The organism is Bacillus sp. 05T22, from assembly GCF_056396765.1.
On record NZ_JBFTMC010000020.1, the window covers coordinates 25,970 to 45,739 of the forward strand.

The window sequence follows — 19,770 nt, forward strand, 5'->3', positions numbered from 1 at the left end:
GGAGGTAATGAACATGGCAAGCACAATGACTCCATACTTCGGAATCGTCGTTTCATTAATCGCATACGGGATCGGAACATTCTTATTTAAACATTCAAAAGGGTTCTTCTTATTTACACCACTGTTTGTAGCAATGGTACTTGGTATTGTCTTTTTAAAGGTTGGAAATTTTACATTTGAAGAATATAATACTGGCGGTAAAATGATTAGTTTCTTCTTAGAGCCAGCAACAATTGCCTTTGCAATTCCGTTATACAAACAAGTTGATAAGCTGAAAAAATATTGGTGGCAAATTTTATCCGCTATCGTTGTTGGATCTGTTTGTTCGGTGATTGTCGTGTTCATTGTCGCAAAAGCAATTGGTTTAGATACATCTGTAATGAACTCTATGCTACCACAGGCAGCAACAACAGCAATTGCACTACCAATATCTGAAAGTATCGGTGGTATTCCAGCAATTACATCTTTTGCAGTTATCTTTAACGCAGTTATTGTATACGCACTTGGTGCTTTATTCTTAAAAACATTTAAAGTGAAAAATCCAATTGCGAAAGGATTAGCGCTAGGAACTGCGGGACATGCACTTGGCGTTGCGGTTGGGATTGAAATGGGTGAAGTAGAAGCAGCGATGGCAAGTATTGCAGTAACGGTCGTTGGGGTTGTAACAGTAGTTGTTATTCCAATGTTTATGCCATTTATCGGCTAACAGAATATGTTTTGTGAAAAATATAAAAGCAAGCTATTCGTAGGACAGATTTCTACTGATAGCTTGCTTTTTGTGTTACAGTAGTGGTAAGACCTATTTTATATAAAAATAAATGAGATTTTCCTTAAATCTTCATTAATACTTTGGATAATACGTTCTGAAAAGGACTATTGTATTGTAAAATAGAAAGTAGCTAATGTATCTTGATCTTAAATCTAGCGAAAGCAAAGAAGATAGGTAGGAGAGTCCATAAGCACTCGATTTGTGGGAGAGATAAAGAAAATCCCACTTATTAAAGTCTCACTTTATAGGACAGGAGAGATCACTCGTCGATTATGCAAATGAAAAGCCTGTTTCAAAGCAAAGGATTCCAAAGATTACTCGTACTGCTCTTGTTGGCTCTTATATTATATGGGCTACAAAGTATGTTTAATTTAATTTTAATTACGTTCATTCTTACGTATTTAATGGATCGATTCCAAAAGTTTATTTCTCGAAAACTCGATCATTTTATGCCGATTAATCGAAAAATTATTATAGCGTTATTATATGTGACGTTAGTTGGTGGAATCACTGTTACGTTAGTTAAGTATCTGCCAGTACTAACGGTGCAAATCTCACAATTAATCTACCAGTTTAATGTATTCTTTAAAAATCCACCAGATAATGAAATTATAAAGGCAGCAATTAATGCCATTAACCATATGGAGCTTTCCAAATATATTGGTCAAGGTGTGGACATTCTTTATAAATCCATCGCCAATGTTGGGAAATTTGGGCTGCAATTTTTCCTTTCTCTTATTTTAAGTTTATTCTTCTTGCTTGAGAAGGCACGTATTGTCGCTTTTACCGCGAAATTTAAAGAGAGCAGACTTGCCATTTTTTATAATGAAATTGAATATTTCGGAAAGAAATTCGCACGTTCTTTCGGAAAAGTAATTGAAGCGCAGTTTTTAATTGCTATTGTTAATTGCGTTTTATCTGTTATTGCGCTATGGATTTTAGGATTTCCACAATTGCTTGGTTTAGCGTTAATGATCTTTTTACTCGGCTTAATTCCAGTAGCTGGTGTAATTATTTCGCTAATTCCACTCTGCATGATTGCTTATAATATTGGTGGCATTACATATGTTGTCTATATTATAATTATTGTTACTTTCATTCATGCACTTGAAAGTTATGTGTTAAATCCAAAATTCATGTCACAAAAAACGAATTTACCGATTTTTTATACATTTATGGTATTAACTTTCTCTGAACACTTTTTAGGTGTGTGGGGGCTTATTATTGGTATACCAATTTTTGTGTTCCTATTAGATGTGTTAGATGTGACGAGCGATGAGATAGAAAAAGATTCTGCTGAAAAATAGAGTAAAAGAAAAAGCATCGGACGCCGGTGCTTTTTCTTTTATAACTTCTAACTTCTTATGCCATACTGTAAGAAGAATTAAATAATTGGGGTGAAATAAATGACTATAAATGAAAAGGTAGAAATTGCAACGTTTGCAGGAGGGTGTTTCTGGTGTATGGTTTCACCATTTGAAGAGATGGAAGGTATTATACAGGTTGTTTCAGGTTATACGGGTGGGTATAAAGAGAACCCGACTTATAAAGAAGTTTGTTCTGAAACAACAGGGCATTATGAAGCGGTACAAATTACATTCGATGCAAATAAAATGCCATATGAAAAATTATTAGACATTTATTGGAGGCAAATTGATCCAACAGATATTGGAGGTCAATTTCATGATCGTGGACAATCTTATGGAACTGTAATTTTTTATCATAGTGAAGAACAACTTGAACAAGCAGAAGCTTCAAAAATGGCACTTGCTGAGAGCAGTCGGTTTTCGAAACCAATTGCTACAAAAATACTCCCTGCTACTACATTTTATCCAGCTGAAGAGTATCATCAAGGATATCATAAGAAAAATGCATTTCGCTATGAATTATATCGCCAAGGATCAGGACGCGATGCGTTTATTAAAAAGCATTGGCCGAAAGATAATGTGCATTTAAAAGAGCGATTAACAGATATGCAATTTTATGTAACACAAGAAAATGGTACAGAGCCCCCGTTCCAAAACGAATATTGGAATCATAAAGAGGAAGGAATTTATGTAGACATTGTTTCTGGTGAACCACTATTTACTTCTTTAGATAAATTCGATAGTGGATGCGGTTGGCCGAGTTTTACAAAACCAGTGATGTCCGCTAGTGTAAAAGAGAAAATGGACGTTAGTCACAATATGACGCGTACGGAAGTAAGAAGTAAAGAAGGCGATTCTCACCTTGGGCATGTGTTCCCAGATGGGCCAGGTCCGAATGGTCTTCGTTACTGCATTAATTCAGCAGCGCTTCGGTTTATTCCGAAAGAGGAATTGGAGAAAGAAGGCTATGGAGATTTTTTAATCTTGTTCGGAAATAAAAAATAACCTCGCATATTGCGAGGTTATTTCTTTATTCTACAGTTTTCTTTTTCTTTTTAAACTTACTGAGTACCTCATAAACAATTGGAACGATAAGAAGTGTTAGTAATGTTGAACTTGTTAACCCACCAATTACCGTTACTCCAAGACCTTTAGAAATTAATCCACTTCCTTCGAATCCTAGTGCAAGCGGGATAAGGGCACCAATTGTTGCGATTGCAGTCATTAGAATTGGGCGTAAGCGTGTTGCGCCAGCTTCTAACAATGCTTCGCGTGTTGATAGCCCCTCGCGCTCCTTATGAATAACACGGTCGATGAGAACAATTGCATTTGTTACAACGATACCGATTAACATAAGGGCACCAATCATTGCCGATACGCTTAACGTTTCACCAGAAATCAATAAGGCAACAAGGGCACCGATGATTGTAAATGGTAGCGAGAATAAGATTGCGAGTGGTGCAAGTGCACCGCCGAATGTAACGACAAGAACGAAGTATACAATGGCAATCGCAGCTAACATTGCTAGGCCAAGTTGTTTAAATGATTCTTGAATATCTTTTGTAACACCACCTATAGAAACATCTACACCAGAAGGAAGATCCATTTTATCTACTTCTTTCTGGACAGCAGCAGATGCTTTAGAAACATCATCAGATGTTAATTTTGCACTTACTTCTGCATAAACGCGACCATCACGATGTGTTACTGTATTGGAAGTTTCACCTTCTTTTACAGTCATAACATCTTTAACAGCAACCTCGTTGCCAAGTGGTGTTGTAATTTTACGATTTGTTAAATCATTAATTGTTTGATAATCATGTTTTTCTGCTTCTACATATACGTTAACATCTTTACCGTCTTTTTTGATTGTAGTAAGAACAGGGCGATCATGTTGATTAGAAAGTCCCATTCCAATTTGGGCAGCGGTTAGCCCCATCTTACTTAATTTTTCTTGATCAGCGACTAATGTGTATTCTGCGTATGTTTTTGCAATACTAGAGTCAACATCTTTTAAATCTTTATTCTTTTTCATGATGTCCTGAATATCTTTAACAACAGGTTTGATGTCTTCTGAGCTATCTCCGTATACGTACAGCTTGATTTCATTGCTACCGCCACTTGCTCCGAAGTCTTGGCTTTTCCATTCACCTTTTCCTGTCATCTTTTGTAAGTCTTTAATAACTTGTTCTTTCTCTTTGTCGAAGTTCTTTGTGTCATTATCATACTGAACGAAGAACATAGCTTGATTTGTTTTACCTGGACTCATTGGGTTTTCTCCACCTAATGAGAACTGAATTGTTTTTACATCTTTTTTATCTTGGAAGTGTTTTTCAGCTTTTGTTGTAATTTTTTCAACATCTTCTAAAGTTTGCCCTGGTGCAGGGTTATACGTTGCAATAATCATTTTCTCTTCTTCAGATGGTAAGAAACTGACACCGATAATTGGTACAAGTGCAAGGCTACCTACTAATAAAAGAACAGCAAGGCTAGATGTAATGATTTTATGGTTTAATGCCCATCCAAGCAGGCGTCTATAGCCATTTGCTAATTTACTTGGTTTTTCTTCATGATGTACTTGTTTTTCTCTTGTACTTTCCTTTTTAAATAAAGAGTGTGCTAACATTGGTACAATTGTAACTGCTACAAGTAATGAAGCTAACAAGGCAAAGACAATTGTTAAAGCGAACGGTAAGAACATTTCACCAATCATACCTTTTACAAGTCCAAGAGGTAAAAAGACTGCAATTGTTACAATTGTTGAAGACATAATCGGAACAAACATCTCTTTTGTCGCTTCACGAACTAAGTCTCTACCTTTTAATTTTTCGTCTGATAGGGACATGCGTCGGTAAATATTTTCAATAACAACGATCGAATCATCGACAACGCGCCCAATGGCAACGGTCATCGCTCCAAGCGTCATCATATTAAGTGTAATATCCAGCTGTTTTAATACTAAAACAGCAATTAATAAAGAAAGTGGTATAGAGACAACAGAAATCAATGTTGTTCGAATGTTTCGTAAGAACAACATAATAATAACAATAGCAAAGATGGCACCAAATATTGCTTTGCTAAGCATAGTATCAACTGATTTCTCAATCGGTGCACCTTGGTCAAATGTTGAGATGATTTCTAAGTCTTTATATTTTTTCTCAAAGTCCTTCACTTTGTCTTTGACCGCATTTACGACATCAACTGTATTTGCATCAGCAGCTTTGATGATTTGAATGCCGATTGCTTCTTTTCCATTTGTACGCGAAATAGATTCGGCTTTTCCTACTTCTTTAATATCGGCGATTTCATCTAATGTAACAGTTGGGATTCCGCCAACTAAAGCTGGATTCATCTGAGGTGCTTGGGCTTGGGAACCTGCTCCTGTTCCAGCGTTACCTTGGCCACTTGCTGCTGAAGGGACAGCAGGAATTTTCATTTCTTTTAAAGCTTTGAGTGTTGTAATATTACCATCTACAACAACTGATTTCTCCGTATCTTTAAATGTATATAGGCCAAGTGGTAAGGATACGTCAGAACCTTTAATCATATTTTTAACAGTATCTTCACTTAAACCTAATTCTTTCATCTTATCTTTTTTGAAGACAAGTTGTACTTCATCTACTTGTTGTCCAGCAATTTGAACAGATGCAACACCATCAAGCCCTTTTAATCCTGGAACGATATTTTTTTCAACTTTTTCAGTTAAGGCAGCTAAAGATTCATCTTTACTTGCTACGTTTAATGAAATAACAGGGAAGGCATTAAAGTTTACTCGAGAAACTTTTGGGTCTTTCACGCCTTCTGGTAATTTTACATTTGCAAGTGCTTCTTTAATTTCAGTTTCAGCTTTTTCCATATTCTTATCAAAGTCATACTCTACTTGAATAGACGAAGCATTTTGATAAGAGGAAGAACTGACAACGTTCACGCCATTTAAATTCTGCAGCTGTTCTTCCATCGGTTTCGATACCTTATCAGCTACTTCTGCTGGTGTAGCACCAGGATAAACCGTTGTTACCGTTACAACAGGGGTTGTAATGTCAGGAATTGTCTCTAGTTTCATATTAAGACCAGAGTAAATTCCTGCAATGGTAACAATAATGGCTAGTAGCCAAACTGCGAACTTATTTTTTAACGAGAAGTTAATGATTTTGTTCATGTTTGCGCTCCCTTTTTAACGTGTATTGACCAAGCGGTCAGTCTAATACATAATATAACTGACTGAGTGGTCACTCGTCAATGAAAAGGGATGGTATAATAAAAGTAAGTTAAAATGTTATGATGCGAGATTGAATTAGGAGAGAAGATATGAAAGAAAAAGAACGTTTAATTATAGAAATGGCAATGAAGTTATTTGCAACTAAAGGTGTGAACGCAACGTCGGTACAAGAGATTGTAACAGCATGCGGTATATCAAAAGGAGCATTTTATCTATATTTTAAATCGAAAGATGAATTGTTATTAGCAACACTCCGATATTATTATGACAAAATCCATAAAAAGATGCTGGCTATTGATGGAGAATCATTGCTGCCACGTGAAAAGTTTGAAAAACAACTACATTGTCAATTTAACGATGTACAAAAACATAAGGAATTCATTATTATGCACGCGAGAGAAAATGCAATTCCTTTTAATAAAGAAGTAGAAGCATTTATGATGAGAATGAAGCTCGAGTCACATGCATTTTATCGAAATAGTTTATTATCAATTTATGGTGGACAGGTTACTCCATATCTTTTAGATCTTGTTATTATGGTAGAAGGGATATGCAGGGGTTATTTAGAGTTAATTATTTTAAATGTAGCTGAAATAGATTTATTTCATGTTTCATCATTTATTTTAAAGAGGATGGATGATCTTGTAGCAGGTCTTATACAATCTAAGGATACGCCTGTTTTACATGAAGAAAAGCTGGGACAATTCTTTTGTAGTTCAGAGCTTATTAAAGAGCAGGCAAAAGAGCACTTTTTACAGGAAATTGTTACGTTCAAACGTACATTAGCAGATCAATTAGAAAATGATGAGTTATTAGTGACTTTAGATGTTCTTGAAGCTGAAATGAGGTTGCTAAATCCAAGAATTCCTGTTATTCAGGGAATGTTAGCAAATTTAAATGCCTATCCTGATTTGAAGGATTTTAAATTACGGCTTAAAGGGTATTATAATATAAAAGGGTTATAAGTTTGTGGTTATCGTAAAGAGTTGATATGAGAAAAAGTCGTTTTTTTATATAAAGTAAAACTTTAGTCAGTGAGGGCTTCATCCCCACTGATTATTAGCCTTCACCAATTGGGCTTTTACGGGCAGTTTATCTCCCGCCTAACTTCTTTGCTTTTACTGAATTTTGACGTGGAAGTATTACTGTCCACGAATAGCGAGATAAAAAAGGTATCGTTATATTTTACAACGATACCTTTTTGTTTCTATTTATAATGAACTTACTGTTTCTCTTTTAGGCTCAGAAGTATCTTTCTGATCGACATTTATTGTTTCTTTCACAATATAAATTGGACGGTTTTTACTTTCATCATAAATACGAGCAATATATTGACCAACGATTCCAAGGCCAAGTAATTGAATTCCACTGAAGAAGGTAATGGCAACCATAATAGATGCCCAACCTGTTTGGATATCTTTTCCGATTAATTTTACAATAACAGAGTATAGTAGAACTGCAATGGAGATGAAAACAGACATTATACCTAAAGTCATGACGATTCTTAACGGCTTTGTGGAGAATGCAATAATACCATCTGATGCAAATTTAATCATTTTCTTTAGTGGGTATTTTGTTTCACCAGCAAAACGTTCATCTCTTTCATATTCAACATATGTTTGGCTAAATCCAACCCAAGACATCATCCCGCGAATGAAACGATTTCGCTCTGTCATTTGTTTGAAAACATCGGCTACTTTCCGATCGATAATTCGAAAATCACCTGTATCCTTTGGAATATCGATATCAGACATATAGTTTAAGAAGCGATAAAAATATTTAGCTGTTAAAAGTTTAAACCAAGTTTCACCCTTACGTTGCTTTCTTTTTGCATAAACAACTTCATAGCCTTCTTGCCATTTTGCTATAAGTTCAGGAATGACTTCTGGCGGATCTTGTAAGTCTGCATCTATAATTACGATAGCATCTCCACTTGCGCAATCAATACCTGCTGTTACAGCTGTTTGGTGACCGAAATTACGTGCGAAATTAACGACTTTAGCACGATAATCGTTTGCAGCAATTTCTTTTAAAATTTCCATTGTTCGATCTGTACTTCCATCATTTACAAATACAAATTCATAATTGATATTATTTTGAATCATGACAGATTTTAAACGATTATAGCATTCCTGTGCTACTTCTTCTTCGAAATACATAGGAACTACAATTGAAACGAGTTTGTCCATGTTTCTGTCCTCCATAGTTTCAATAAATTTTAATAGATTCTAATTAGTAGGAGTTTTCGCTTTGATTAAACGTCCAAATTTTATTAAGGAAAAAGTTTATCATCATACCAATACCGATCGCAAAAATTTGTGCAATAAATTCATTATATAAAAGTTTGTCTACCAATATAAACAAGCTAAATGTATTAAAAGCTAATACGATTAGATTTACAATCAGAAATTTTAAAAAAATTGATAGATTTTTACCGTTAGATCGAAACACCCAATTTTTATTCCAATAATAGCTATTTGCAACGCCAATTAAATAAGAAATAATATTTGCAATAAGGTAATTCATTCCAAATTTAACTAAGATTATATAGCTAATAATTGTAATCAGTGTATTAAAGATTCCTACTAAACCGAACTTTAAGAATTTCTCCATAATAGTATCCTCATCTTTATAAAATATATAAATAAAATAGATTGTACTGGAATGTTATTCGTACATAACAACTAACAACTAACAATTATAGCATAGTTGTTAGTAACATGTTACATATTTTGGGTAGATTAATTTTTTTACTACGAATAGCATTTTTTATTTTAATCCCAATATTTAGAAATGATAATGTTTTAATTGCAAAATTTCTTGAAGGAAAAAAGTTAGGCGAGATGAAAGGGAGAATGGGGAATTTCTCCTAGAAATATAATTCTTATTGTTTACAATTTTGATATAAGGGACTAAAAATTTCCTTTCATATAACTTTGATTAGTCTAATCGTTGGTACCAAATCGAATATGGCAATCCCAGTGTTATTAATGTATAGTAATTTGTAGTGGAATCCAATGATTGGGATATATGAGAGTTGTTTTAATGAGGAAAATAATACTCGGGAATTTTTGGGTTATTCCGTGTTTTATAAAGTAATGTAGACCAGTATTTAGGAATGTTTTTGTGAACAATATAAAGATGCTCTTGTAATATTCTTGTATAAATATAATTTAAAAGGAGTGAAATTGTTGAACGCATTTTTAAAAGGGTTATCAACTTTTTCGGCACGAACCGTATACATTATTTACGGGTTTTTTGCTTCAGTATTAATTATTAATTACTTCTCTGATACGCAAAAACACAATTATGTATTATTGGTAGTTAGTTTTTTATTCTTGTGTTTGATTGGGACTTTTATACTTAGAAAAGGTTCAATGTATCTTGAAAAATTAAACGAAACAAAATGTTTTTTGGTATTATTAATTGCTTGTTTGGCAGTTAAATTAACTTGGATTTTCTTATATAAAATTGAGCCACTCGTAGATTATGCAACTTTTTATTATACTGCAGAATCACTCAGCAAAAATTTTGTTATTAGTAGCAGGTATGTAGCGCTTTTTCCACATATTTTTGGATATGCATCATTCTTAAGTATTTTCTTTAAAATATTTGGAGTAAGTTATATGATTCCACCTATTGTTAATGTAGTATTGTCGACGATATCAATGGGATTAATATATTTTATATGTAGAAAAATTGGCGGTGTTAAAACAGCAATAACTGCAAGTATTTTATGGATTCTTTTGCCTTCACAAACTATTTATAATATGTTTGCAATTTCTGAACCGCTGTATTGTACAATACTGCTGTTAATTTGGGCGATCATGATTATTGTTTATGAGAAGCTCCCCAATATGGGTGTTAAAAAATTGCTCCTTTATTCAGTTTTATTAGCTGCATTACTTACGTTAATGAATATGGTACGTCCAATTGCAGCGGTGCCTATCATAGCTTTAGCTATATGGCTTTTTATAATAGATACAGGGCATATGGGTAATAAAAAAATATTTTTAAATAAGGTGACATATATAGGCGTTATCATATTGGGATATTTTGTTTTTTCTTCAGCAGCAAATCATTATATAACATTGCGTTTGGGAGAAGAGATAGCATCAACACCTGGATACAATTTTTATGTAGGATTTAACACGGAAAGTTCAGGAACATGGAATGCGGCAGACTCTGAATTGCTTTTACATTACAATGATAGACCAGGATGGACTGCGAATGAGGTTCAAAAACAAATGTTAGAAGAAGCAAAGAAGAGAATACAAAGTGGTAGTATAGATTTTCCAAAGCTATTTTTTGATAAGTTTATCATTTTTTTAGGTGAAGATAGTCAAGCTGTTGGATATGCACAATCAGTAATAGATCATAATGTACGATACGCTGTAATGTCTAATGTTTTTTATTATTTTTTAATTGCAACCTCATTGATAGGTGTTTTGAAAGCATTTAAAAATAGAAATAAATCTTCAGTTTTCATTATTTGTCTTTACACGATAGGGTTAACATTAGCACAAATGTTGGTAGAAGTAGCGCCAAGATATCATTATTCTGCTACAATGCCTATGGTTATTTTAGCTGCTTATGGTATTAGTCAAATTTATAATAAGAAAAATGATATCGATCCTATTAACAGGATGAATTATAAAATAAGATAGAAAGATATCATATCCTTAGAAGTATTATTAATAAAAAAGCTATATAGTTGTTCTTTTGGTAGTACTTATATGTTTAGTATGGAAGAATAAGCTAAGAAAACAAGCAGCTGTTTAGAACAGCTGCTTGTTTTTTATCTCGCATTAACGGAAGGATTTTTATTATAGATAATTAAGCGTTTTGCCCAGCCCATTCTTCTACATTCCAAACTTTCGTTATCCAATCCTCATAGAAATCTGGTTCGTGACATACAAGAAGGATTGTTCCTTTATATGCTTTTAAAGCTTTTTTTAATTCTTCTTTAGCTGAAACATCAAGGTGATTTGTTGGTTCATCAAACAGGATCCAGTTGCTTTCTTCACCCATTAATTTACATAGACGGACTTTCGCTTGCTCTCCACCGCTTAATTGGCTTAATGGACGAGAGATATGCTCGTTTTTTAAACCACATCGTGCTAACATTGCCCGAACTTGATGCTGATCTAGACTTGGGAATGTATTCCATACATCATCGATAGGTGTTAAATTCTCAGCTTTTACCTCTTGTTCGAAGTATGCAGGTTCTAAGAAGTCACCAAGGCTTGTTTTCCCGCTTAATGGTTTAATTTTACCTAGGATTGTTTTTAATAATGTTGATTTACCAACACCATTACATCCAACAATCGCGATTTTTTCTCCACGCTCAATTGTCATCGTTAATTTTGGTAATAATGCATGTGTGTATCCAATTTCTACATCTTCACCTTCAAAGACAAAGCGACTGCTTGCGCGACATTCTTTGAAAGAGAATTCCGGTTTAATTGCTGTTTCTGGGCGATCAATACGCTCCATGCGATCTAGTTGTTTTTGACGGCTCTTTGCACGGCCTGTCGTAGAATAACGAGCTTTGTTTTTTGCGATAAAATCTTCTTGTTTTTTAATGAATTCTTGCTGCTTTTGATAAGCGTTTAAATGTTGATTTTTATTGATTTCAGCTAGCTCTAGGAATTTTTCATATGTCGCTGTGTAACGCGTCATTTTTGAGAATTCTAGATGGAAAATAACATCAACACATTTGTTCATAAATTCCGTATCATGGGAAATTAAAAGGAACGCATGTGGATATTCTTTTAGGTAATTTGTTAACCATTGAATATGTTCAACATCTAAATAGTTGGTCGGCTCATCAAGTAATAGTACCTCTGGTTGTTCAAGTAATAGCTTTGCAAGTAATACTTTTGTACGCTGCCCACCACTTAATGCAGAAACATCACGGTCTAATCCAATTGCATCAATTCCAAGACCACGTGCAGCTTCTTCGATTTTAATATCTAATAAATAGAAACCACCTGCTTCAAGCGCATCTTGAATATCTGCCATTTGATCAAGAAGTTCTTCTAATTCTTCCGGCGTAGCTGTTCCCATTTTCTCAGTAACGATATTGAGTTCTTTTTCTTTCTCAAATAAAGGTAAGAACGCATCTGTTAATACGTCACGAATCGTTCTGCCCGGTGTTAATATTGTATGTTGGTCTAAATATCCGTAATGTGTACCAGGTGTCCATTCTACGCGTCCTTCATCATGGATAAGTTGTCCAGTAATAATATTCATAAATGTTGATTTACCAACGCCGTTTGCACCAACTAAACCAACATGTTCTCCTGCTAATAAACGCATTGATACGTCTTTAAATAGTGTACGATCACCAAATGTATGACCTAAATTTTCAACTGTTAATAAGCTCATAATGTCCTCCGTCCATTTCAAAATAGTATCTTGAATCATGATACTAAATTCTTGGATATAATGCTATCCTTTCAAAATGTATATTTTTTCAAAAATAGGGTTGCTTATTTTTATAAAAGGAATATACTGTAATTGAACGGTGGTTAATTAAATTGTGAGGTATGAGAAATGTCGCCAAGAAGAGCAGTTAAACAAGAATTAACGAGAGAAATGATTATGAATGCAGCGAGGGATTTATTTATAAAACAGGGTTATCAACATACTTCAATGCGTAAAATTGCATCAGAATTAGGATATAGTCATGGTTCAATTTATTATCATTTTAAAAATAAAGCAGAACTGTTTTATGCGATGGTAGAGCAGGATTTTCAGTTATTAAATCAAAAGTTAGATGAAGTCACTGCTCAAAATTTAGGGCAGAAAGAGCAATTAAAAGCAGTTTTATTCGGATTTATTGAATTCGGTTTACGAAATCAAAGTCATTATGAAATCATGTTCTTAATTAAAGATGATGAATTAAAAGAATGTTTAGCAGATGGACCAAATGTTAGTTATGAAAAGTTTGCTTCTGTTATATCTTCCTTATGTAAAGGGAATATAAATGTAATGACAATATGGTCTGTTTTCTTATCATTACATGGATTTGTTGCACATTATTGTAGAAGTAATCAAACGTTTGAAGATGTGCAAGATTTAGCTGCTGCACATGTGAATTTTATTGCGAAATCGCTTCTTATGTAAGTGATTTTCTTTTTACAATTAATTGAACGGCGGTTAATTAAAAGGGGGATTAAGATGAAAAAGGCGTTAGTATTGGGAGCATCTGGAGCAATGGGATATGCAATTACAAAGGAATTGTGCGGGAGAGGGATTGATGTAATTGCTTTTGCGAGAAATAAGGAAAAGCTAGAAAAGCTGTTTTACGATGAGGAAAGAATACAAATAATAGCGGGAAATGTATTTAAGAAAGCAGATATAATGGAAGCTGCTAAAGATGTAGATGTGATCTTTCATGCTGTAAATATTCCGTATACGGATTGGGAGATAAAACAGCCAGAGTTACTAAAAAATATATTAGAAGCGACGAAACATCACGGTGCTAAATTAGCGATGGTAGATAATATTTATGCGTATGGAAGACAAGGACGAGGGAAGGTAACGGAAGAGGTTGTAAAGAATCCACATACAAAGAAGGGGAAAATTCGTTTGCAGCTTGAATTGATGGCGAAACAGGCTGGTGTACCGGTACTTACTGCTCATTTCCCAGATTTTTATGGGCCAAATGCAGAAAGTACGCTTGTTCATCATACGTTACAAGGTGTTCTTGCAAATAAAACATCTAGCTTTGTCGGGGATAAGAAGCTTGCTAGGGAATATATTTTTACGCCGGATGGAGCTAAGGCGATTGTTGAATTAGCATTACGTGATAGTGCATACGGGCAAAACTGGAACATACCAGGAGTGGGTGTAATTACAGGGGAAGAGATAATCGGGCATATAAGAGAATTAACCGGATATAAGAAGCCTATAATGACTGTGAAAAAACGTATGATTGGAATGCTTGGTTTATTTGATAAACAAATGAAAGAGTTTGTAGAAATGTTGTATTTGACAGAAGAACCGGTTGTATTGAGTGGAGAAAAGTATGAGAGTTGTATTGGTAAAGTGCCAAAGACATCTTACCGTGAGGGACTAAAGGAGACTATTTTGTTTTTGGAGGGGAGAAATTAGATAAAAAAGAAGAGCAAACTGTTCTAATATTGAACGATTGCTCTTCTTTTTTCTTCTATTTAAAATAACCTCGAACGATTCCTTTTAAACGATTTGCATGGAATTTGCGTTTATCATTCGAAATATTTTGCGTCATACGGAATGTAGCGGCTGCAACCGCACGTAAAAAGTATGGGAAGCCATAATGTAAACGAATCACTCTTCCGAAACCACCGGCATAGGAAATGGCTCTTTTTAATGATTGCTCATTAATGACTTCCTCTTTTACTGGATGGTATACGAATAGGTCTTTTTTAAATAGTCCTGTATATCCATTTTTCATACCGCGTAGTACGAAGTCAGTTTCTTCACCAGCTCCGTAAATTGTTCCTGATCCAACACCTAAGTCTTCATCAAATGTACCAACATCTTGCACAAATTGTTTCGTAAAGAATAGTGTGAAAGACGGTCCCATGAATCCATATTTATCATTTAAAATAATATCTGTTTCTGGTGCATGTACTAATGAGCCTGTTCCTTCAACATTTGTAGTATTTGTTGATATAAATTGAATATCCTTATCCTTATTAAATGTTTCTAGGATGCTTTCCAACACGTTTGTTTCATAAATACAGTCATCATCCGGAAATGCGATAATATCACCATCAGCTACTTTTAATCCTGCATTACGGGCACGGGATAATCCTTTAATAGGCGTATAAATATAGTTGATGGAAAATTTTTCTTTATAATCTTCAAAGAGATCAGAAATTGGTGTATCGTTTTGGTCAACTACAATGAGCTCAAAGTTTTTATAAGTTTGTTTTTCTAATGAGTTTAGTAAATCAAGAATGTCATCACGTCTGCCGCAAGTGGCCATGATTAAAGAAAATTTCAATTGTAACAGCTCCTTCAAGAGGGTTCATTTGTTCATATACAGAAAAGAGTTTGTATTTCTTACGTCATTTTACATTAAACTCTTTTAAATCTTGCTTTTATTTTGTCTAACAGCATAAAGAGAATTTCATCTTTCGCTATGAATAGGATAAGTGCATAAGCCAATCCACATGCTAACATTGTGACGATCACTTGTAGAATTTGTCCGGAAATTATCGTATTCACTAAGAATGCTATTGGTAAAAATGTTAGTGAATAAAACAGGTATTTTAGCTTTTGCATATCGAATAATGTGTAATTTACTTTTAATTTCTTTTTTATATAAATATATTCCAATACAATTAATGCACAGTTAGCAATCGTTGTTGTAATAATAGCTGTTGTTGGTGTAAGTACATGAAAGAATACAAGCGCAAAATTTAATACAAGGTTTATAAAACCGCAAATGAATAAAAAACGCACTAAAATACTTTCTTTCTTTTTTACATAAATAATTTGGTTTGATAAAATAGATTCAATTCCTACTGAAATCATATAAAATGCGAAAACCATTAATGTGTCACCAGCTCCAGCAAATTGCCTTCCGCCATAAATAATAACGGCTCCATGAGCGATAAGCATTAAACCAATAGCGGCTGGGAACAACGTAATGAAATATACTTTTGAAATTTTGTTTAGTAATGATTCATATTCTCCATCATTTGTGTTTCCTGATAAATAAGAAAGCCTTGGAATTGTAACTTGTACAACACTTGACATAAGTGTGTTAATAATAGTCATAATCTGGAAGGCCATCACATAGAAAGCGACCGTAGCTTCTCCTTTATTTTGTAATAAGAAGAGGCGATCTAATTGTGTATATAACATATTGGCGTTTGAAAAGATAACGACTAATACTAAAGGTTTTAAATGTGGAACAATTGTTAAATTAGAAAAATCAAATTTGACTTGACGCTTCACATATACAAAGCTAATAATGTGGTTTAAAAACGTTGATAAAGCTAATAAGCCAGCGAATTTTTTATAGTCATCCACTCCGTGAATTAGAGCGAAAAGAAGCACGACATAAGTAAGTCGGACAATAACTGTTTTCTTCGTAATGAAATCATAATTTTCATGTGCCTCGTTAAACCATTCTACGTAAAACAAATTTGAAATAAAATTGAATCCGAAAATGAGCAGTACAGGAAATAAATTCTGATCACCATATCCAAGGTAGCTAAAGAGTACGAATGTCACTAGAGCCAGGATACTGGTTGTAAAGTTAATCACATATAGACTTGTGAACAATTGTGAAACTTTTTTCTTATCATTTTTTACTAAGCTGATTTCACGTAATCCATATTGATATACACCAAATACAGCAAAAATGAAAAAATAATTAAAAATGGTTTCAGCGGAGCTAACGGTTCCTATTGAAGTAGCCCCGAGTGTTCGGTATGCGTAAGGGCCTACTAAAATTGGAAGAATGATATTAAAGGTATTGAGCAATATTTTATAGAAAATATTTGATACAAGTGACTTTTGCATAATTTCACCTTTCCGCACAAATGAAAGTCAAATAAAGTACCTTTCATGTGAATCATATTAGTTATTGGAATAGATTCCTTAATGAATCAATTATTATTACTTGTAGTTAATAACTACGGGTATAAGTTTACCTCACATAAACTTTGTAAAGCAACTATTGGTTGATAGGTCAGATAGAATAAAGACTTCAGGTGAAATATGAGATTTGTTCTATTTGTATTTAGGCTAGTGGACGATTATATAGTAAGTATAGTGGTATTATGAAATCTCTGTAACGGTGAATACAAAGGAACATAGAGAGGGGATGCAAGTAAAAGGTACGGAATAGATCTCTTTGAAATTCATGTGGTAACAAGAGTGAAATTAGACAGAATGCAATGCTAATTATATTAGAAAAGGAAGATTATTCTTATGTAAATAAAAAAGCTGCCCTAAAGTATCTACTCAGTTACTTTGAGGCAGTCTCCTTAATTGATGGATGTTTTAATTTATACACTCCAAGGTTTGCTCAGTGTTAATACATCAGCCATTTCTTTACTTTTTGAACGATTTTCTTTTTTGCTTTGTGCACGTTCTTTTCCAGTTTTGTATAACCAATGTTCTTCTTCTGTTTCTGGTAACACTTGAGGTACAGAAGAAGGCTTGCCATCTTTTAATGCTACGAATGTAATGAAGCAAGTAGCAGCAATGCGGCGTTCCCCTTCTAATAAATTTTCTGCAACGACTTTCACAAATACTTCCATAGAAGATTTTCCAGTATAGCAAACGAATGCCTCGTAGCAAACGGAATCCGTTTGATGGATTGGAGTTAAAAAGTCAACGGAATCAATGGAGGCCGTTACGCAATGTTTCCTACTATGTCTTGCTGCTGCAATAGATGCGATGCTGTCAATTTCCGCTAATAATTTTCCGCCAAATAATGTTTGATGATTGTTTAAATCATTTGGGAAAACACGCGTTGTTTTAATTGCTTTTGATTCTCTCATAAATTTTTTGTCCATATAATCTACTCCTATTTCTGTTTCCTATATAAAAAAGATGGGTATTTTCTATCGAATATTATTTGTTATTTAGACGATTGAGATCCGATAAAAAGTTTACTTCATTAAAATAGAATAATATTGTATTTCCATGCGTGTAACTGAAAGAAAATTTAATTTGTATAGATTGTAGTGTAAAAGAGGTTTCGCTTACATTGCAAGCGAAAAAGTGAATGTTATATTTTTCTATATAAAGTGAAACTTTAATCAGTAGTTTTTTTCATCCCTCATTGATTATTAGCACTAACCAATCAGTACTTTTACGGGCAGTTCATCTCCTAGTTAATTCTGCTCCTTCTGTTTGAATTTCGTGGTGAGAGTATTACTTGCTCGCAAATAGCGGGATAAATTTTCTAACCGTCATGTGTCCATTCATGATAGAATCGTTGTGTTATGAATGGAAATAGAGGTGCAATATACATATGAATAACATACAAACAGGGTTTTCATCTTTTTTTAGTAAAATAATTATTGGAACTATGCTTGCCTTTTTTGTTTATTCTTGCTGGAACGCCTTCGAGGGAAGTAAGCAATTTTTGGGAGGAAGCGCCACAAGTTTAACGATTGTGCTATCAATTTTCGTGATACTCCTTTTACTTCTTGCTTCTATTTTGCAATATCGATTTACGGATAAACAGTTTCTCATTTTTCTAATGAGTATGACAGTGCTTGTTAGGCTTGGAGCAGTTCTCTTTTTTGATGCTCCAGTTATAGGTGATATGAGAGCTATGTATGAGACTGCAAAACAAGTTGCGCTAGGAAGCAGTAATGTAACTGTTGTTAGTCAATTACCTTTCATTATATATGAGTCAGTATTGATTCGTGTGTTTGGCGATGCTACATTTGTTTTGCAATTTTTTAATGTTTTGTATTGCGCAGGAACAGCGTTTTTCATTTATCGAATTGCTGCAAGTTTATTTCAAGAAGAATGTGGCCGAATTGCTGCAGTGTTTTACTCGCTATATTTGCCAAATATTCTTTCATGTTCATTATTAACAGGGGAATTATTCTCTATATTTTTATTTTACTTTGCGAGTTATATATTACTACATAAAGGATTGAGCCATTCTTACATGTGGGCATGTGCCGCGATACTATTTGCTCTTAGTAATATGATGTATCCAGTAGGCATATTTATACTTATTTTAGTAATTGTGTATGTCTTGCTAGTGGAAATATTCCAAAATGCAGATAAACAAAATGTATTGTTAAAATTGATAGGGGTTTTAGTCGTATTTTATGTTACTCATTTTGCTGTGAATTATGGGATTCAAGCGATGGGAATAAAACAGTATGCCATTTCTAACGATGCGTATGTGCAATCGGTTTTAATCGGAGAAGAGCGTAATAAACAAGAAACCGTTCAAGCACAAAGTATGAAAGAGCGCTTGAGTCAAAAGTTAAAAGAGTTAGAAACAGAGCGGTTAGCTGTGGTTAAGCCAAGTATAGCTCAGGTATCATCAGAGGGAATGAATGGGATATTGCTAAAAGGTGAAAAACTCATCTTTATAGCTGTAACTCTATTTATGTCAATTGCGCTTTTACATTTCCTTATTCAGAAACAAAAGAGCGAAGGCTATATGTTGTTACTGTTACTTATAACAGGATATATTGGAATGAAGCTCTTTAATGCAGATATTGTGTACGATGGTTTAACGATACCAAGTCTTTTCATTTTACAAAGTTTAGGTGTATATATGTTGTCATTCTATTGTCAAAAGCTATTTTTCAAAAAATAAAGTGAAGTCTTGCGTAGCAGGAAGGTTTGATCCTATATTTTTAGGGGAATCTTGAAGTGTGTGATAAGAAAAAACTCACCGTTTTTTAAACGGTGAGTTTTTTCTTATA

The 19,770-nt window shown here is 33.9% G+C and carries 15 protein-coding genes and 1 pseudogene; 9 read left to right on the forward strand and 7 right to left on the reverse strand.

What is annotated here, in order from left to right; translation table 11 throughout:
• Positions 1 to 13 precede the first annotated feature (13 nt).
• From lrgB to msrB, 4 genes and pseudogenes are all read left to right on the forward strand, one after another.
• Positions 14 to 706: an antiholin-like protein LrgB gene (gene lrgB / locus AC1DIT_RS09260; protein WP_003202485.1), complete on the forward strand. Its 693-nt coding sequence runs from the start codon at positions 14 to 16 to the stop codon at positions 704 to 706.
• 335 nt (positions 707 to 1,041) lie between these two features.
• Positions 1,042 to 2,076, forward strand: a complete 1,035-nt coding sequence (locus AC1DIT_RS09265) for an AI-2E family transporter (protein ID WP_016112788.1) — start codon at positions 1,042 to 1,044, stop codon at positions 2,074 to 2,076.
• A 99-nt stretch (positions 2,077 to 2,175) separates the two neighbouring features.
• Positions 2,176 to 2,643, forward strand: a pseudogene (gene msrA, locus AC1DIT_RS09270) (peptide-methionine (S)-S-oxide reductase MsrA); the annotation flags it as partial.
• 72 nt (positions 2,644 to 2,715) lie between these two features.
• Positions 2,716 to 3,141 carry a peptide-methionine (R)-S-oxide reductase MsrB gene (gene msrB, locus AC1DIT_RS09275; protein ID WP_375337735.1) on the forward strand — a complete coding sequence of 142 codons (426 nt, stop codon included), beginning with the start codon at positions 2,716 to 2,718 and terminating at the stop codon, positions 3,139 to 3,141.
• A 25-nt stretch (positions 3,142 to 3,166) separates the two neighbouring features.
• Here msrB and AC1DIT_RS09280 read toward each other — a convergent pair whose 3' ends face one another.
• Positions 3,167 to 6,295, reverse strand: coding sequence for an efflux RND transporter permease subunit (locus AC1DIT_RS09280; protein WP_016112786.1), 3,129 nt, complete (start codon positions 6,293 to 6,295; stop codon positions 3,167 to 3,169).
• 149 nt (positions 6,296 to 6,444) lie between these two features.
• Here AC1DIT_RS09280 and AC1DIT_RS09285 point away from each other — a divergent pair, with 149 nt between their 5' ends.
• The gene (locus tag AC1DIT_RS09285; protein ID WP_476998155.1) at positions 6,445 to 7,320 is read left to right on the forward strand and encodes a TetR/AcrR family transcriptional regulator; all 876 of its coding nucleotides are present in this window, start codon (positions 6,445 to 6,447) and stop codon (positions 7,318 to 7,320) included.
• A gap of 246 nt (positions 7,321 to 7,566) precedes the next feature.
• Here the strand turns inward: AC1DIT_RS09285 and AC1DIT_RS09290 are convergent, their stop codons facing one another.
• Together AC1DIT_RS09290 and AC1DIT_RS09295 are read right to left on the reverse strand one after the other, a co-directional pair.
• Complete coding sequence (locus AC1DIT_RS09290; protein WP_016112784.1) at positions 7,567 to 8,544, reverse strand: glycosyltransferase family 2 protein; 978 nt, start codon at positions 8,542 to 8,544, stop codon at positions 7,567 to 7,569.
• Between the two features lie 43 nt (positions 8,545 to 8,587).
• The gene (locus tag AC1DIT_RS09295) at positions 8,588 to 8,968 is read right to left on the reverse strand and encodes a GtrA family protein (RefSeq protein ID WP_016112783.1); all 381 of its coding nucleotides are present in this window, start codon (positions 8,966 to 8,968) and stop codon (positions 8,588 to 8,590) included.
• A gap of 578 nt (positions 8,969 to 9,546) precedes the next feature.
• Between AC1DIT_RS09295 and AC1DIT_RS09300 the strand changes: the two genes are divergently transcribed.
• Positions 9,547 to 11,022, forward strand: coding sequence for a glycosyltransferase family protein (locus AC1DIT_RS09300; RefSeq protein WP_016112782.1), 1,476 nt, complete (start codon positions 9,547 to 9,549; stop codon positions 11,020 to 11,022).
• Between the two features lie 169 nt (positions 11,023 to 11,191).
• Here the strand turns inward: AC1DIT_RS09300 and AC1DIT_RS09305 are convergent, their stop codons facing one another.
• Entirely contained in the window at positions 11,192 to 12,784 is a 1,593-nt protein-coding gene (locus AC1DIT_RS09305; RefSeq protein ID WP_154214585.1) for an ABC-F family ATP-binding cassette domain-containing protein, read from the reverse strand.
• Between the two features lie 129 nt (positions 12,785 to 12,913).
• Between AC1DIT_RS09305 and AC1DIT_RS09310 the strand changes: the two genes are divergently transcribed.
• Both AC1DIT_RS09310 and AC1DIT_RS09315 read left to right on the forward strand, forming a co-directional pair.
• Positions 12,914 to 13,486: a TetR/AcrR family transcriptional regulator gene (locus AC1DIT_RS09310; protein ID WP_016112780.1), complete on the forward strand. Its 573-nt coding sequence runs from the start codon at positions 12,914 to 12,916 to the stop codon at positions 13,484 to 13,486.
• 54 nt (positions 13,487 to 13,540) lie between these two features.
• A complete protein-coding gene (locus AC1DIT_RS09315; protein ID WP_016112779.1) occupies positions 13,541 to 14,476 on the forward strand; it encodes an SDR family NAD(P)-dependent oxidoreductase in 936 nt (311 codons plus the stop codon).
• A gap of 55 nt (positions 14,477 to 14,531) precedes the next feature.
• Here the strand turns inward: AC1DIT_RS09315 and AC1DIT_RS09320 are convergent, their stop codons facing one another.
• From AC1DIT_RS09320 to AC1DIT_RS09330, 3 genes are all read right to left on the reverse strand, one after another.
• Positions 14,532 to 15,353 (reverse strand): glycosyltransferase family 2 protein, encoded by an 822-nt coding sequence (locus AC1DIT_RS09320; RefSeq protein WP_016112778.1) that lies wholly within the window; start codon positions 15,351 to 15,353, stop codon positions 14,532 to 14,534.
• Positions 15,354 to 15,427: 74 nt separating this feature from the next.
• Complete coding sequence (locus AC1DIT_RS09325; protein WP_016112777.1) at positions 15,428 to 16,882, reverse strand: oligosaccharide flippase family protein; 1,455 nt, start codon at positions 16,880 to 16,882, stop codon at positions 15,428 to 15,430.
• A gap of 488 nt (positions 16,883 to 17,370) precedes the next feature.
• Positions 17,371 to 17,883: an acyl-CoA thioesterase gene (locus AC1DIT_RS09330; RefSeq protein WP_003209287.1), complete on the reverse strand. Its 513-nt coding sequence runs from the start codon at positions 17,881 to 17,883 to the stop codon at positions 17,371 to 17,373.
• 461 nt (positions 17,884 to 18,344) lie between these two features.
• Between AC1DIT_RS09330 and AC1DIT_RS09335 the strand changes: the two genes are divergently transcribed.
• A complete protein-coding gene (locus tag AC1DIT_RS09335) occupies positions 18,345 to 19,661 on the forward strand; it encodes a glycosyltransferase family 39 protein (protein WP_016112776.1) in 1,317 nt (438 codons plus the stop codon).
• The last annotated feature ends 109 nt before the right edge of the window (positions 19,662 to 19,770 follow it).